The organism is Sphingobacterium sp. Ag1, from assembly GCF_000988325.1.
Lineage (GTDB): Bacteria > Bacteroidota > Bacteroidia > Sphingobacteriales > Sphingobacteriaceae > Sphingobacterium.
On record NZ_LBGU01000033.1, the window covers coordinates 76,452 to 90,385 of the forward strand.

Annotated in this window: 19 protein-coding genes; 11 read left to right on the plus strand and 8 right to left on the minus strand. The window is 38.8% G+C overall.

Annotated features, from left to right (window positions below; all coding sequences use genetic code 11):
• Position 1: 1 nt before the first annotated feature.
• The 7 genes from AAW12_RS08765 (at position 2) to AAW12_RS08790 (ending at position 6,986) form a co-directional block, all read left to right on the plus strand.
• On the plus strand, positions 2 to 2,254 hold the full coding sequence (locus AAW12_RS08765) for a hypothetical protein (RefSeq protein ID WP_046673240.1): 2,253 nt from the start codon (positions 2 to 4) through the stop codon (positions 2,252 to 2,254).
• Positions 2,255 to 2,267: 13 nt separating this feature from the next.
• Complete coding sequence (locus AAW12_RS08770) at positions 2,268 to 2,588, plus strand: hypothetical protein (RefSeq protein ID WP_046673241.1); 321 nt, start codon at positions 2,268 to 2,270, stop codon at positions 2,586 to 2,588.
• 3 nt (positions 2,589 to 2,591) lie between these two features.
• Positions 2,592 to 5,153 (plus strand): phage tail protein, encoded by a 2,562-nt coding sequence (locus AAW12_RS08775; protein WP_046673242.1) that lies wholly within the window; start codon positions 2,592 to 2,594, stop codon positions 5,151 to 5,153.
• Positions 5,154 to 5,172: 19 nt separating this feature from the next.
• Positions 5,173 to 5,856 (plus strand): N-acetylmuramoyl-L-alanine amidase, encoded by a 684-nt coding sequence (locus AAW12_RS25395; RefSeq protein ID WP_053003588.1) that lies wholly within the window; start codon positions 5,173 to 5,175, stop codon positions 5,854 to 5,856.
• Entirely contained in the window at positions 5,856 to 6,191 is a 336-nt protein-coding gene (locus tag AAW12_RS08785; RefSeq protein ID WP_046673243.1) for a hypothetical protein, read from the plus strand. The genes AAW12_RS25395 and AAW12_RS08785 overlap by 1 nt, the downstream gene beginning before the upstream one ends.
• Positions 6,192 to 6,196: 5 nt before the next feature.
• On the plus strand, positions 6,197 to 6,352 hold the full coding sequence (locus AAW12_RS26210) for a hypothetical protein (RefSeq protein ID WP_156167590.1): 156 nt from the start codon (positions 6,197 to 6,199) through the stop codon (positions 6,350 to 6,352).
• An 85-nt stretch (positions 6,353 to 6,437) separates the two neighbouring features.
• Positions 6,438 to 6,986 carry a hypothetical protein gene (locus AAW12_RS08790; RefSeq protein ID WP_156167591.1) on the plus strand — a complete coding sequence of 183 codons (549 nt, stop codon included), beginning with the start codon at positions 6,438 to 6,440 and terminating at the stop codon, positions 6,984 to 6,986.
• Between the two features lie 175 nt (positions 6,987 to 7,161).
• Here the strand turns inward: AAW12_RS08790 and AAW12_RS08795 are convergent, their stop codons facing one another.
• Both AAW12_RS08795 and AAW12_RS08800 read right to left on the minus strand, forming a co-directional pair.
• The gene (locus tag AAW12_RS08795; protein ID WP_046673245.1) at positions 7,162 to 7,386 is read right to left on the minus strand and encodes a hypothetical protein; all 225 of its coding nucleotides are present in this window, start codon (positions 7,384 to 7,386) and stop codon (positions 7,162 to 7,164) included.
• Positions 7,383 to 7,850, minus strand: a complete 468-nt coding sequence (locus tag AAW12_RS08800; protein ID WP_046673246.1) for a hypothetical protein — start codon at positions 7,848 to 7,850, stop codon at positions 7,383 to 7,385. The genes AAW12_RS08795 and AAW12_RS08800 overlap by 4 nt, the downstream gene beginning before the upstream one ends.
• Before the next feature lie 57 nt (positions 7,851 to 7,907).
• On the opposite strand from AAW12_RS08800, the gene AAW12_RS08805 reads away from it, so the two are divergent.
• A complete protein-coding gene (locus AAW12_RS08805; RefSeq protein ID WP_046673247.1) occupies positions 7,908 to 8,093 on the plus strand; it encodes a hypothetical protein in 186 nt (61 codons plus the stop codon).
• Here AAW12_RS08805 and AAW12_RS08810 read toward each other — a convergent pair.
• Positions 8,086 to 8,772, minus strand: a complete 687-nt coding sequence (locus tag AAW12_RS08810; protein WP_046673248.1) for an SOS response-associated peptidase — start codon at positions 8,770 to 8,772, stop codon at positions 8,086 to 8,088. The genes AAW12_RS08805 and AAW12_RS08810 overlap by 8 nt on opposite strands.
• 34 nt (positions 8,773 to 8,806) lie before the next feature.
• Here AAW12_RS08810 and AAW12_RS08815 point away from each other — a divergent pair, with 34 nt between their 5' ends.
• The 3 genes from AAW12_RS08815 to AAW12_RS08825 are packed head-to-tail and all read left to right on the plus strand — an operon-like array spanning position 8,807 to position 9,763.
• Positions 8,807 to 9,076 carry a hypothetical protein gene (locus AAW12_RS08815; RefSeq protein WP_046673249.1) on the plus strand — a complete coding sequence of 90 codons (270 nt, stop codon included), beginning with the start codon at positions 8,807 to 8,809 and terminating at the stop codon, positions 9,074 to 9,076.
• Between the two features lie 3 nt (positions 9,077 to 9,079).
• On the plus strand, positions 9,080 to 9,502 hold the full coding sequence (locus AAW12_RS08820) for a hypothetical protein (protein WP_046673250.1): 423 nt from the start codon (positions 9,080 to 9,082) through the stop codon (positions 9,500 to 9,502).
• Between the two features lie 48 nt (positions 9,503 to 9,550).
• A complete protein-coding gene (locus AAW12_RS08825; RefSeq protein WP_046673251.1) occupies positions 9,551 to 9,763 on the plus strand; it encodes a hypothetical protein in 213 nt (70 codons plus the stop codon).
• Between the two features lie 41 nt (positions 9,764 to 9,804).
• Here the strand turns inward: AAW12_RS08825 and AAW12_RS08830 are convergent, their stop codons facing one another.
• From AAW12_RS08830 to AAW12_RS08855, 5 genes are all read right to left on the minus strand, one after another.
• Positions 9,805 to 10,824 (minus strand): hypothetical protein, encoded by a 1,020-nt coding sequence (locus tag AAW12_RS08830; protein WP_046673252.1) that lies wholly within the window; start codon positions 10,822 to 10,824, stop codon positions 9,805 to 9,807.
• Positions 10,824 to 11,090, minus strand: a complete 267-nt coding sequence (locus AAW12_RS08835; protein WP_046673253.1) for a hypothetical protein — start codon at positions 11,088 to 11,090, stop codon at positions 10,824 to 10,826. The genes AAW12_RS08830 and AAW12_RS08835 overlap by 1 nt, the downstream gene beginning before the upstream one ends.
• A gap of 306 nt (positions 11,091 to 11,396) precedes the next feature.
• Positions 11,397 to 11,792, minus strand: a complete 396-nt coding sequence (locus tag AAW12_RS08840) for a hypothetical protein (RefSeq protein ID WP_046673254.1) — start codon at positions 11,790 to 11,792, stop codon at positions 11,397 to 11,399.
• Positions 11,789 to 11,995: a hypothetical protein gene (locus AAW12_RS08845; protein WP_156167592.1), complete on the minus strand. Its 207-nt coding sequence runs from the start codon at positions 11,993 to 11,995 to the stop codon at positions 11,789 to 11,791. The genes AAW12_RS08840 and AAW12_RS08845 overlap by 4 nt, the downstream gene beginning before the upstream one ends.
• A gap of 267 nt (positions 11,996 to 12,262) precedes the next feature.
• Complete coding sequence (locus AAW12_RS08855) at positions 12,263 to 13,915, minus strand: DNA cytosine methyltransferase (protein ID WP_053003589.1); 1,653 nt, start codon at positions 13,913 to 13,915, stop codon at positions 12,263 to 12,265.
• Between the last annotated feature and the right edge of the window lie 19 nt (positions 13,916 to 13,934).

Sequence of the window (13,934 nt, forward strand, 5' to 3'; positions counted from 1 at the left end):
AATGGAGGAAGTATTATCACAACAACCGATACGGTCGGTTTACAAAGACGGATTAGTAGTAATAAGTAATGTTAAGAGCATTATTGATAACTCAACAACTTCATACACAGTTGTACTCAATTGGTATGATGGTACCACTATGGATGATTCAAAGATTGATCAATGGGGTGTATATTCGAAGTATAAGCCTACTGGTGAGTATCTAAGAGAAAATAAACCTCAATGGGGGGAACTATTTTTGGAGGTTGATACAATTAATGATTTACGTAATCTTTCTGAGTATAATCAATTGCTCGTAAAAATTGGATACTTTAAAGGGGTTCGATTGAATGGATTTTATAGCAAAGGAGATACGCCATACGCTGTAACTTATCTTCTTAGTACAACAACATTACCAGTTGACGCAATTAGTATCATTCAGGTTGGTGATATCAAGTTAGAAATGGTTGATAAATCAGTTGATCTCTTTCATTTTGGCGCTGTTAGCGATGGCAATGAAATCACCTATTCAGGCACAGACAATCGTCAGGTAATATTGAGTGCGCTGGATTACATTTCCCGAAAAAAAGGTGATCTAAATATAAATGGCAAGTTTTTTTCATCATCATTTACCATTACTCAAAGCGACCTGAACATCTTTATTACAGCAAGTAGCTTCCTGATTTTCAAACCGTCATATACCAATACCCAAGACAGGTCACTCAGAATATCAGGTGGCGCATCTAATATTACGATCAGTGGAATGGGAGCGAAATTTGTTTCACCAGAGGACTATACGACCGGAGAATGGAGGCATGTTGTAACATTACTTTATTGCACTAATGTATCAATATCAGGTATAGAATGTATAGGTGGAGGTGGAGACGGATGGAATATAGGGAATGATGTTGCTGGGCAATTACCAACTAAAGTAACATTAACCGATGTTAAAGCGACTCGCAATTATAGAAATGGGATCAGTTTCATAAATGGACATGATGTATCGATAATAAGACCAACATGCAAGAGCGCGCGAGGAACGTTACCTAAGGCGGGTATTGACATTGAAGCAAATAAAGAAATTGTCGAAGAGATTTCAGGCTTAAGGATCATTGATCCTATCACTGAAGATAATTCTGTTGGTTTATTGTTCACAATGGGGAATTTTACAAAACTAAAAGCTAAAACTGCTGATATTATCATAACTGGCCACCAATCAATTAAAGATGACATTGGAGCTTATTTAAACGGCTTTGGATCTGCTAATCCGTGGGTAAATAAATTAACAGGTTATATCAAATATCAAGGATCTATTGTCAGGTCGAAGACGATGGGGATGTATTTGGCGGCATGGGACGTGAATAAGGCTCCAACAATAGATATCGACGTGTATGTAGAGGACGCTGGCAATAATGTAGAGGGTGATGGTGCTCCTCAAGATTTAAGAAGGAGTCCTATTGTTATTTTTGCTAGTTATGATGCAACATTTGATATTGGTAATTATAATATTAAAGCGAAAATTAGAGATACAAGGGCCACACCACTTCACTATACTGGAGTCTATCTGGCAAACGATGTTCGTGCCATTCTGAACACTAAGATAGAAATAGATACAGATCAGCGCCGATATTCCAATTTTGATCTTTTTTCCCACAACGGATCAACAACAGGAAGTATTTCGTTTAAAAAACAGCCTGATTACACTGTGAATGCCTTAATGAGCCTTGCAGAAGTCTCAAGGACCTTTGGGGGAAAGGTTTTTATGAATACTGCGGGTCCACAAAATATTCCTAGTTCACAAAAATGGATAGGAAATATATTGGAATTCGAACAGAATATTGCTAATACCACAAGCGTAGCTTGTCAGGCCGGAGACTCCATTTTAATTGATGGTGCGAAAACTAATCACTTGGTTCTAATGGAGCCTAGGCAAAGTGTTCGATTACTAGCCACAAAGGATGGTTGGCAATTAATTGGTGGCAACTTTATGAGGGCTTCGACATGGCCAAACCGCCCAGCTATTACCTCTGGAACTCTCCCTTGGTTTAATAAGACCGATAATAAATGGATTTTCTGGAATGGTACAGCTTGGGTTGATATCATTCCAGTTACAGCGACACCAGCCTTAAAAGGCATTGTGAACCAATCATTGGCCTCAACAGATTCTGCACCTTCGCCAAGTGCAACGTACACGCAATCAGAAGTCCAATCTATCCTAAATGAACTAAGAGACCTTAAAACGAAGCTTAGAACAGCAGGAATACTTGCTTCTTAAAAAACTAAATAATATGGCTTTAAAACTAAATATTGGAAATATCAATTTACCCAAGTTGTTATTAAAATTGATAGATATCAGAGAGACAGACGAGTATCTCTATTTGAAAATAGATTACATATCAGGAAATGCTGATAGTATAACATTGGCGTTGATGGCGAGTGTTATAACAGAAGTAATGGAAGAGGAAATCCCGATTTATAATACACGTAATATCCGTGTACCTGTGAGCAACTATAGTTTTTCTCCAGATCTGCAGGGGCAAAATTTCATTGAACAGGGTTACGAATACTTAAAAACCTTGCCTGAATTTGAAGGCTGCGAGGACTGCTAGGCTATGAATACACTTCAATTATATAGGTGTGGAGCTGCCACAGTAATCATTCCGATAGACGAAAACACAGTCTACTTAGATGAGTGTATGGGCCGTTTTGATATTCAATGTCAATTCTTTTCGCCAACTGTGTTGGATATTAAAGTTGACGATTATATCAATTATGAAGGCGTAAGGTACACGATCAATGTTCCTTACCAAGTAACAAGGTCGGCGGTAATTCAGTACAATATTACTTTTGAGCATCCTTCATACTGGCTGAAAGATATTACTTTCAAGCATCTTGGTGCAATAGAGTTTTCTTTTTTCGGAACGCCAGTGCAGTTTGTACAGTTGGTTGTTGATTGTATGAATGTTGACGATAGTGGCTGGATGGTTGGGGCATGTGATGTTGCCGACGAAAAGTTGATAGATTTCTTTGCCGATAGTCAGGGCTATTCATGTAAGGGAGCCCTACAGAAATTTGCTGAGGATTTTGAGCTGGAGTTTTGGTTTTCCGGTGATGGAAAAACCATCAACCTTACCAAGCAGGCGGGCCAGCAAACGAAAATCGGATTCTCCTATGGACGCACAAAAGGATTGTATTCCGTAGAGCGTGGTATCTTGGAGACTCCGTTGTACAATCGGATTTATGGATTTGGTGGAACCAAGAATATTCCTGCGGACTATCGAAATAAAGCAAAACGGTTAACATTCAACACAGGCAAGATAGAGCGGCCTTTGGCTCCTGGTGAACGCCGTCGGGAAACAAGCGTCGTGTTTGATGATATCTATCCGGAGCGTACAGGTACCTTAACCGCTGTTTCTGCGGATTGGCTTTCCCTTACTGATACATCACTTGATTTCGACCTTAACGGTAATCTGATCGAAGGGGAAACTGCAAAGGTAGTTTTCAAAACAGGTGAGCTGGGCGGAAAGGAATTTGAAATTTCCTCTTACAACAACACTACTAAGACAATCCGAATTAAAACGAATACCGAACAGGATGGGTATAAAACTCCGAATGCGACCTTTTCTCCAAAAGTTGGAGATAAGTACACGCTTGTTGGAATTAAGCAGCCCCAATCTTATATCACCGATGCTGAAAACAGATTGTTCAAAGAAGTTGAGAAAAGCTTTAAAACGCTCACACGACCTCCATACCGGGTTGAAATTGATGAAAAGTATATGCGTGAAAATGCTTTTACTTTAAAATCGGGAGACCGTGTGCGTTTAAAGGATGATAAGTTGGGAATAGACGACATGATTCGTGTTACATCCGTCTCGTTCCCGCTTGTCAATCCGAACCAATGTACAGTTGTAATATCTGATCAGATCACTTATACCCAGGAAACACAGAACGTGATCGATACAGGTAAGGTGAAGGAAGAAGTGAAAACGATTAACCGTCAAAAGGCAGAGGAACAACGTCGCCAGGCATTGCGTATGCGCCAGTTACAAGGCAAGATTTTCGATCCGGAAGGAGACTATTTCGACCCTGCTAATATTAAACCGTTAAGTATCGAAACGCTAATGTTATCGGTTGGAGCCAAGTCGCAAAACTTCTATTTGGATGGCATTCGTATAATACCCAATGTAGGCAACGATCCGAATGCTATTCAGATAACAGCAGGAAAATTGATTCATCGTGAGGTACAAATCGAAGGATTGGGGTATATCTGGGAGATGGGAGGACTGAATCAGTCAGGGTTGGACCCACTGAAGTCGTATTACCTCTCCGCGAAATGCTCACGCACACAGCTCACAGGCCAATGGGTACTTTCTGAAACACCTATCAAAACAGAAGCAGAAGCTGGGTTTTATCACTTCAATTGTGGCTTGCTTTATAACGTTTTGGAAGGACGAAGGGATTACGCTTTCACCAATGGTATGACCTATATTAACGGCGATACGATTCGCACAGGGAAGATTGGGGCTGAATTCATTGATGTAATAGGATTGTTTGCGCAGATCATTACTGTAGGTTCTGATGGGTTTGTAAATGCTGGTATAAGTGGAGTTACCGACAGAGATGAAAAGTCTATTCGCTTTTGGGCAGGGGCTAACGAGGAAGATAGATATACAGCTCCTTTTCAAGTATTGGACGACGGTACATTTAAAGCATTGGCAGGTATAATAGGAGCATTCAATGTGATGTCAAACGCAATCTACTTTGGTTCGACAAATGAGATGGATGCAAATTTATATTTCACACCTCGGTCTCTTTATTATCGCACAAATATGGCTGATGAAGCAGGGTCGACAGCAGTAAAATCAAGGAAAAGCGTATTAGTAAATGTTAGTCCAACTTCGCAGCTTGCTATGCAGCTTAGGTCCCAATCGGTGAATACCGATCCTGGAGTAAGGGCTCCTAATGTTGGGTTCTCAACTGAAGCTTTTGGTTCTCCAAATAGTGACGATGATATAGCATTAAGGGTGCCGCAGGGAAATGTTCAAGTAGGTGGAGATCTTGGGTTGGATACGGTTATTCAAGTAAATGCTTGGAAACAGGATGTTGGAGATTTTAGAACGCTCAGGTTAACATATAAAAAAGGATGGTTGGTAGAAAGATTTTGGGAATCGTAAAATTTAGAAAGGTAATATCATGCAAGTAAGAAACAATTTATTATACAATAACGACGGGACTCAGGTGGAGTTCCGTCAATCTCCAAATGTCAGTTCAGGGAAAAAGGATATTCGTTTTATTGTCCTGCATTACGATGGAGCGAGTAATGAGACCTCAGCGGTAAATTGGCTCACAGACCCTCGATCGAAAGTCAGCTGTGATCTTCATATCGCTAAGTCAGGGAAAGTTATTCAGATGGCTAGATTCAACCAGATCACGTGGCACGTTGGGGCTAGTGCTTGGAAGGGTTTGACCGGATTGAACAAGTATGCGATTGGTATCGAGCAGCAGAACGTAGATGCGAGAAGTGAATGGACGGAAACACAGATCCTAAAATGTATTGAGGTTTGCAAAGCATTGGTGGCTGCATATCCTTCAATCACTGAAATACTTGCACATTCAGAAGTAGCAACGCCAGCCGGCCGAAAAGATGATCCGGGGCCAAAGTTCCCGATGGATCGAGTGAGACGCGAGGTGTTTGGTGTGGTGACGAAAGTTACCACCAGTGGTTTGAATTTACGATCAGGTCCAGGAACCAACTTTTCCATAGTGGAAGAGCTTCCGCGTGGTACCCGAGTTAATGTATTGTCGGAGTCTGGATCATGGTCAAATGTTGAAGTAGGAGGATTAAAAGGATGGGTATCTAATCAGTATTTAAAATAATGGCAGAGGGAAAAGAAGACGATTTCGTTGGCAAACGAGTAAATGATGTTGGTAAACTTGCTGGCTGGGCCAATAGGGATATTCTTGCTATGGTAGCTGTGTTTTTTATGGTAACAACAGGATTGTTGCTTTATGCATATATCAAACAAAATAATGATTTGAATGCAAGAATTACAGAAGAAGTCCGCAAGCAGGTTAACCCGGCGGTAGATTCTAAGGTTTCAACTGCTCTGCCAAAGGCCGTTGAAGATGCTGTGCAGCCAATGAAAGAAGGAGTTGAACAGGGTATGCAAAAACTGGATACCGTATTGAATAAAGTGATAAACAAAGAATAGTCGCTATGAAAAGACTTATTATGATATTGCTGTTGTTATTCGGTGTAATAGCATCAAGCTACAACCAGGGCAAGAAAAAGACATTACCGCCTGAGTTCGTTGTGAAGTGGAACAATCATTTGGATAGTGTTAATGCTGTATTGGATGGGAAGGTTAAGTAAGGTTTTGGCAATGGTGGTCATAGTGACCGCCTTTGCTTCCTGTGGGTTGTTTCGAAAGTCAACTAAACATGTAGAAAAACATTCTTTGGAAGTTGTCAGTAAGCGCGATAGCTCTTTGTCTGAGAAAACGCAAAAAGACAGTCTACAAAGAACGATTAAGACTGATCAAGGCATAACTATTACTGAAACAGAAACGACTACCATAACAAAGAAACCTGGTGGTAAATTAAACGCATCTGTTGATTTAGACAAATTGAAATCAGGTGAGGAGATGCTATTGAAGGATTCCGCTGGCTTCCGTATATCAGCGATATTGGACAGTGTCAATAATCGTCTTTCCATAAAGTCAGAAGCTCCACAGGAAGAAAAAACCGAAAACAAAAAGGAAAGAAAATCTGAATATAATAATAAGAATGAGTCCCACGAAAATAAAGGATCTAAACATATTGAAAAGCAAGTAGCCACATCTCAGGAACATCGGCAAAAGGAATCGACTAAAATAGAGGATATCCAAAAGGAGCCAAAAGGTTCAATGATGATTTGGTTAGGAATAGGCGCTTTAGTCTTCGTGATTGGATTGCTTTTATATTTCGGTATAAGACCAAAAAAGCTAAAATCAGAAAACAATATGTAAATACATTTGTTATATAAGTTCTCCACTATTAGGTAACTATAAAACATGTCAAGGTCGAGATTAGTCTCGGCCTTTTTTTTTCAAACTAAAGTGGAATTGCATTTGTACTATAGATACTTTTCAAAAATATAGGTTAATAATGGCTAAAGCCTTGTGTTCCCCACTCAAGGCTTTTTTATTCCTCCCAACCCAATTCTTCAAGAAATATTGTAAGCTCATCTGTTGTTAGCCAGCTATCGTTATTGCAAAGCATTACCCATTGACCACCACGAAAATCTACGTCCATTATAAAAAATCTATCAATCAAAATTTGAAGTGTGCCACCTCCATGTAATACTGAAAGCTGAACAACTTGCTTTTGACCATCCACCATACATTCGAATGTCGCAAACTTTTTCATCGAATATCATCCTTTATCCATTTTAGTTCGCCTCGTTTGATCATGCCTATGTATTTTTGCACGTGATCGTCGGTCAAAAGGCTATTATCTTCAATATGATAATCGAAAGTCTTTGAATACTTGTCATGCTCAATGCTGCCAACATAAGCGTTGTTAAGATAGATATGCCAAAGGCTATATTTCTTCGCGCGAACTTCGACTACCTGGCGCTTGCCTTGGTGATAAAATAGCTCGGGCACATCGTGATCAAACTTGATTATCAACGCATCAATACAGGCCTCCTTTATATCGTCGGCAAGTTGACCATATGCTAGTTCCCATTCTCCGGCAGACTTACGGAAAATATAAAACGTATGACCGTTTTTATTGTATAGGTAGTAGTCTTTCATGCCCATACTCTTATCGTGTATGCTGATTTGAACATACAATACACGATTTCGACAGTGGACTTCTAACGGTTTCATTTTTCAAAATTACTAACAATATTAGCAAAATGTCAAGATTTATTTTAAATTTGATTTATGAAACTAAGCAAACAACCACCGGAAGGTTATGTAAATCATGTCAGAGAATCGGCTTTACTTGCTGCTCAAAATGTTGGAATTGAGACAGGTGCAAAGATACTTGAAGAAGGATTAAAAGCGTGGCCAGACGAACTGGAAGCCGCCATAAAATGGGTTGTTATGGAAAGGAAGAAACTTAAATAGCGTCTTGTATATCTGGGCGGTTAGTGTCACCTTTGGCTCCTGTAACACGGAAAACTTTATGCGCGCCAAGTTCACCCTCATAAGGGATCATCAGTTGCTGAACATCTTCTTTACTGGAAGCATTGAGCCACGCATCGCGACGATCGGGAGGAATGATTAAAGGCATACGTTTTTTCTCATTGTGGATCTCCTCGAGTAAAGGATTGGCGGCTGTTGTAATGACCGAAAAAGTAGGGTAGACGTTATTCGTCTCGTAGTCCTTGAAATTAGCGTATACAACTCCTATAGTGAAAATTTCCTTTGTAGGAGTGTATATGTAATAGTTTTCAGTGTCTTTTTGGCCAGCGACTTTGTGCGGCTCGTAAAAGCCATTGACGTAAAGTAATCCACGTGTTTTCAGGATGGAATTCTTGTATGATGCCTTTTCAAAAATTGATTCAGATTCGGCGTTCAATGTGTTAGCATATTTGGATGCATCGTCCTCCGTCTTTACCCAGAAAGGTATAAGCTTCCACCGAGCCGGAACCACGCTGTCCTGGTCCTCGTTTAAAGTAACTGGGAGGTATGGCCGAGTAAAGCCACTCACATGAAAAATCTCTTCATTTTGATAATGAACGTTTTTTCCTTGTAAAGCGTCTACTAATTGCTTGGTGCTCGGAGTGGAAGTATGGTAACACATAATTTTGTATATTTAATTAAAAGTAACAAATAAAATGCGATTTGAAAAGGTTACTCATGGCGTATTGAGAAAATTGCAGAGTCAGGGCTATAATGTCCTTATAGCTCCAAGCGATTGCGAGGACAACGAAAATGTAACATGGAAGGCTATCACGGTGCCAAATGTAATGGACTGGTTAGTTGCTTTAGATTGTGAGGGATGGACGAACATACCGTTCAAAGAGCCTAATATTTGGGTTATTCAGGATGTGTTAGATAATGCTGACGAAGCATATCTTTATGGAAGCGTATTTATTGAGGAATAGATTATGAAAACATTACAGCAATACTATAATGAAGCTGGAGAATACGGGCGCAAGCTATATTTGAGAAATGAAGCTATTCGAACCGGAAAATGGGATATGTATGAATCTACTGTAAAGGAAGAGTTCCCAGATATTGCAGATGCCGAATTGGAGGAATCGCGCGAATTAGCTAAGGGAATAAAACAAATGTCAAAGCAGGAGTTTCGAGAATGGATTACTAAGAATCGGGTTAATATGCTCACTTCCGACCTTTATGTATTAGACGAGGGTGCGATATTGACCGGATCGGTTGTCCCACCTGGAGATCTACAGTTTATTATTGGAGATGGTATAGAGGATCTAATCCAATGTAATGTGTCTCCAAACGACGTTTTAAAACTAACTAATCACTCTGTTTATTGGGTTGATCCAATAGTAAAAGCCTAGATTGATATTATTTTCGTTATATTAGTTATTCACCAAATTATATTTCTCATGCAAGACAACCCTTATGTAAAGAGTAAGATTTCATATTTAGTCGCTGGATTAAAAGAGTTATACGGATTAACTGATTATGAAGCCCTTGATATAGCATTGAAAATAGAACGAAATGAAATTTTAGAGAAGTCATTTGTTTTAACTAATTCAACTTATAACCCTTCCACCTTAGAAGAACTAATTATTACCATTAGAGACAAAAAAGCCTAGATTGTTAGTCTAGGCTTTGTTTATAATAATGATACAATATGTTAATTTATAGGACCGTCTCCTCCTCTAAAGCGAACGCTGTATACGGTTTGGATAGAAGTTCCACAACTGTTAGTTTCTGTTGCTTTAAGTTGAATATAATAATCCCTTACATTTCCTCCTATAGAATTCGTGTTTAATGTAATCTGATTACCTACGACATTAAGTGTATAAGGCATTCCCGGACCAGCATATGCCTCTATACTAAGAGTAGAGTTGGGGTCGCTCTTATATACTGAATAAGTGTATGAGTTGTTGCTTGTAACAGTTTGGGGTCCCGATATTCTTGGTGGAAGGGTGCCAACTGTAATTGATTTTGTATACCTTTTACCTCCGGAAGTTGAAACAAGTTGTACGGTACCCGAATTTGATCCAATTTTAGTTACTTTCCACTGATTGTTGCCTAAGGCGGTTAAAGTAGCAATTCCAGTCGCGTTTTCAAGTGTTATAGCGCTTGGACGTTCAATGGTATATGTAGCTTCTCCACATAATTGAGATGGGCCTATAAAATTAGGAACATTTATAACTGTTATATTTCTTGTTGATTTAGCGACAGCAACAATTCCTGGATTCCATGAATTGTTCACTGCATCATAATCAGACTTAAAATGAGTTTTTAATTTTCCTGATCCTAGATATTCTTTATATAAAGTTAGATTAACAACTACGTAAGGAGAATACAAACTACCTGTCATTGGGCGCCATTCATTTCCACTAAGATCGATAGCATTACTATGAGGTGTATAATCGAATCCATTTGTGAGCTCAAATAAAATACGTGCAAAACTTTTTTGTGGAACCATCGTGAAATTTCCACTTCCGAATGGGCCTTTTAATTTAAACCGCATAAAAACTGGCAGAACAACATCATTACCTGTGTTGTATACAGTATCCATAACATTCCCATTGTATGGTTTTATTTCGAAGTCATCAAAAAAATCTGTTACTTTCACAGGATTAGTCTGCGCAAATGTCAAAACGGAAGCAAATAGATAGATAGCGGATAATAATATTTTCCTCATTATTTTTTAAGTGTTAGGTAATCAGATGGTAATACTTTTAAATAGTCCTTGTAAATGAAGACCTCCTCATCTTGGATAAATTTAAGATCTTCTTTTGGTAAGCCAGAGTATTGGGCAAACACTGTAAAGGTTGAATCTTTTGGATAATCGTGGCCTGCAATTTTGATAGTTTCAACAGTTGGCTTTTCAGGCTCAGCAGCCTGCTCTTTCTTACACGCACTAAAGCCTAGCCCTAGTAGCGCAATAAACATTAAATATCTTTTCATTTCTTTATAAGTTTGCAAGCTTACTAATTTAAAGTATATTTTCTGTTCTTATTGGTTAATTCTACACAAAAGTGTGGCGAAATAAAAAATTTCCCCGAATACTTTAGTCGGAGCGCTTCTCTTTGTTGTTTGGTGAGGTTCATCGCTTTAATTTATAGCGTTTGTATTCTGCTTCAATTTGTTCGTTAGTCCAACTTTTTAGTATAAATCGAGCTTCATATTCTATTGTAGTACCTTGGACATGGTGGCATCTACCATCATTGGTGTGGTAGATGAATAGTAAGAAACCGTAGTCATCTAATGGATTCATATCTTTACCTCCAATTCTTTTCCAGTAAGTGCAAAGTATAGGTTTTGGAGTTGATGGAGGTATATTACATTTAGGATATCAATATCGAATATGCTGACATACGCATTAATATTTTTCCGAAGAGATACTTCAATGTATAAATCTTCATTGATCACTAACCTAAAGTCTTTGTATGTCGAAACATCTTCAAACCCACAATTCAATAATATTTCCTCTGTCAGCTTGATAGCCCGCATTTCACATTGATAAAGCATAGGCTCTGTTAATCCGTTAGGATGCTCAACGATAGCCTGTTCTTGGCCTATCAACCTTACTTTGACAATAACATCACGGTCTTTGAAATGGTCGGATGCTACGTAGTTTCCGACGCGTAGTTCGTTTGCTTGAATCATATCCAGTTTTTATTATCTGAAATTTCTCCGGCTAATTCTGAATCTCTTTGCCCTATTTCTTCCAAATGCACTAAAGCACATTGCCGAGCTTTGGTAAGGTTCTTTTGTCCATATCGGTGCCTGTCTTCGTCGAATTTATAGTCAATAAGCTGAATGTAGAACTTATGAACTAAGTCGTAGGCTTGTTGTCTTACTGTTGTCATATTAGGCATGTTAATGTATAAAACATTCTATTTCAAATTCCTTTTCACATTTTGGACATCGGACATCATGTGATACATTCCAACCTTCTCCAAGGTCTATATTATTACACCACCATTCTCTGTCATAGTAATCGTCTATTTCTTTTCCACAGTGGGGACATGTAATGTCATAGCTGATATGTACGCTACCTTGTACTTTTGGTATTTGTTTATCTTCCATCTCTCTTCTTCTTTATACGCCTAATATGATAGGGGTGGGGTTAAACATTATGCCGCTAATTTTATATGATTATGGAAATCGTCGTGGTATGAGAATATCTCCTGTTCAAGAGCTTGTAGAATAACTTTATAAGCTAATGGTACGACTGAATTTCCGATGAACTTCTTTTGTTTAGTTTCAGGGCCAATCATAATGTAATCTTCTGGAAAGCCTTGAATTACTAAAAGCTCATCCACTCTGAGCATACGCATTAAGATGTCCGAAAGGCCATATTCAAACATTACTTCGATAAGCTCGATTGCTTTCGTTTTTTTAGCGCCTGGTTCCTGATTAATATATGACCAGTCTTTTTTGTCTAGAAAGTCAACAATAGCAGGATTAATTTTCCCTTCAATCGTATTTACAATTAACAAAGGAGCCTTATGCTGACTTGCTACTACAGTTGGACATGCGGTGTCTATGCTTGTTGTATGTCCAAAATGCGACGGATTGCGGATGAATGACAATAAATTAGCCTTTGGCACCGTCGGAAGTGTTCCCATTGCTGTATCTATTGAGGTGGTGAAACCAGTACGGTAATTACGAAGAATACAGCATATTTTGCCAAAACGATCTTTAGTCGGTATTGTGCCAGCAGGCTCATCCATTGAGTTCAGGTTGTGCCCGTTACCATAATACTTATACATAAAATCGTTTTCATTCTTTGGAGCAAATTTTAAAATACCGGCTATTATAGTGTCGAGGGTATTATCTGCTAACCGCTTTTCTCTTGTAAAGATGCTCTCACCCTCGTCAGTGAAATCAATCAAATCTCGGACGGCGCGCCAAGGTTTTAGTGATTCTCCAAATAGATCAGGTTGAGTTGAGCCATATTTTGAATGTGTCGGTTTTGGCCATGCAACAGGGATGTTTGGTTTTGAGAAATTAATGAATAATCTATTCCTAGAAGTATATGCACCAAAGTCAGCTGCGTTTAGGATTCTATAATCATACGAGTACCCCATCTCTTTTATACTTTCAACCCACCTGAGATAGTCTTCACCTTTACGAGAGGAGATAGGAATATATGCGGGCTCTTCTCGATCCTTTTTCTTGTTATAAATCCATTTCAACTCGGTGTGGGCATACTGTCCTTTAGATAAATCCTCTTTATGTTCCTTTACTGCTTTTATTTTCATTGGCCCCCAGGACATAAACTCCTTAACATTCTCAATTGTGATAATGTCTGGATCTATTGCATAGATATATCTATCTGAATGCTCTGGCAAGGATCTACTGTCTGCATCGCGGGGTTGACCACCTTTAGCAATGCTATAATTAGTACATTCATGACTAAAGTGCATGACAACCTTTGCATTTGGGTAGAATGCACGATATAAGTCGAATAATCTGATTAGACGTTGAAGTTGTGGTGACTTAAATAGGATTCCATGAATTACCTGACCATATAATTCTGTGATATCTTCATTGAAATGAACTGTATCAGGCATGTTTAGAGAATGGCAATCAATCGCTACTGAGTCATGGTTTGCACCACTGACAACAATAGTATTTTTTGCAGACCTTGCACCGTAACCGACTCCACCAAAGCCGCAAAAAAAGTCTCCCAGCAAGAACTTTACTTGTTCAGGATTTAGAACCGACCTTGGGTGTATCATTGGCCGGATCTTCCCGCGTGTTTTACTTTTATATAGTACCATTGGTTTGTTTTATATTTGT

Excerpts from the sequence above, each read along its gene's own strand:
- AAW12_RS08765 (WP_046673240.1), top strand. The coding sequence starts at position 2 with ATGGAGGAAGTATTATCACAACAACCGATACGGTCGGTTTACAAAGAC.
- AAW12_RS08770 (WP_046673241.1), top strand. The coding sequence starts at position 2,268 with ATGGCTTTAAAACTAAATATTGGAAATATCAATTTACCCAAGTTGTTA.
- AAW12_RS08775 (WP_046673242.1), top strand. The coding sequence starts at position 2,592 with ATGAATACACTTCAATTATATAGGTGTGGAGCTGCCACAGTAATCATT.
- AAW12_RS25395 (WP_053003588.1), top strand. The coding sequence starts at position 5,173 with ATGCAAGTAAGAAACAATTTATTATACAATAACGACGGGACTCAGGTG.
- AAW12_RS08785 (WP_046673243.1), top strand. The coding sequence starts at position 5,856 with ATGGCAGAGGGAAAAGAAGACGATTTCGTTGGCAAACGAGTAAATGAT.
- AAW12_RS26210 (WP_156167590.1), top strand. The coding sequence starts at position 6,197 with ATGAAAAGACTTATTATGATATTGCTGTTGTTATTCGGTGTAATAGCA.
- AAW12_RS08795 (WP_046673245.1), bottom strand. The coding sequence starts at position 7,386 with ATGAAAAAGTTTGCGACATTCGAATGTATGGTGGATGGTCAAAAGCAA.
- AAW12_RS08800 (WP_046673246.1), bottom strand. The coding sequence starts at position 7,850 with ATGAAACCGTTAGAAGTCCACTGTCGAAATCGTGTATTGTATGTTCAA.
- AAW12_RS08805 (WP_046673247.1), top strand. The coding sequence starts at position 7,908 with ATGAAACTAAGCAAACAACCACCGGAAGGTTATGTAAATCATGTCAGA.
- AAW12_RS08810 (WP_046673248.1), bottom strand. The coding sequence starts at position 8,772 with ATGTGTTACCATACTTCCACTCCGAGCACCAAGCAATTAGTAGACGCT.
- AAW12_RS08815 (WP_046673249.1), top strand. The coding sequence starts at position 8,807 with ATGCGATTTGAAAAGGTTACTCATGGCGTATTGAGAAAATTGCAGAGT.
- AAW12_RS08820 (WP_046673250.1), top strand. The coding sequence starts at position 9,080 with ATGAAAACATTACAGCAATACTATAATGAAGCTGGAGAATACGGGCGC.
- AAW12_RS08825 (WP_046673251.1), top strand. The coding sequence starts at position 9,551 with ATGCAAGACAACCCTTATGTAAAGAGTAAGATTTCATATTTAGTCGCT.
- AAW12_RS08830 (WP_046673252.1), bottom strand. The coding sequence starts at position 10,824 with ATGAGGAAAATATTATTATCCGCTATCTATCTATTTGCTTCCGTTTTG.
- AAW12_RS08835 (WP_046673253.1), bottom strand. The coding sequence starts at position 11,090 with ATGAAAAGATATTTAATGTTTATTGCGCTACTAGGGCTAGGCTTTAGT.
- AAW12_RS08840 (WP_046673254.1), bottom strand. The coding sequence starts at position 11,792 with ATGATTCAAGCAAACGAACTACGCGTCGGAAACTACGTAGCATCCGAC.
- AAW12_RS08845 (WP_156167592.1), bottom strand. The coding sequence starts at position 11,995 with ATGACAACAGTAAGACAACAAGCCTACGACTTAGTTCATAAGTTCTAC.
- AAW12_RS08855 (WP_053003589.1), bottom strand. The coding sequence starts at position 13,915 with ATGGTACTATATAAAAGTAAAACACGCGGGAAGATCCGGCCAATGATA.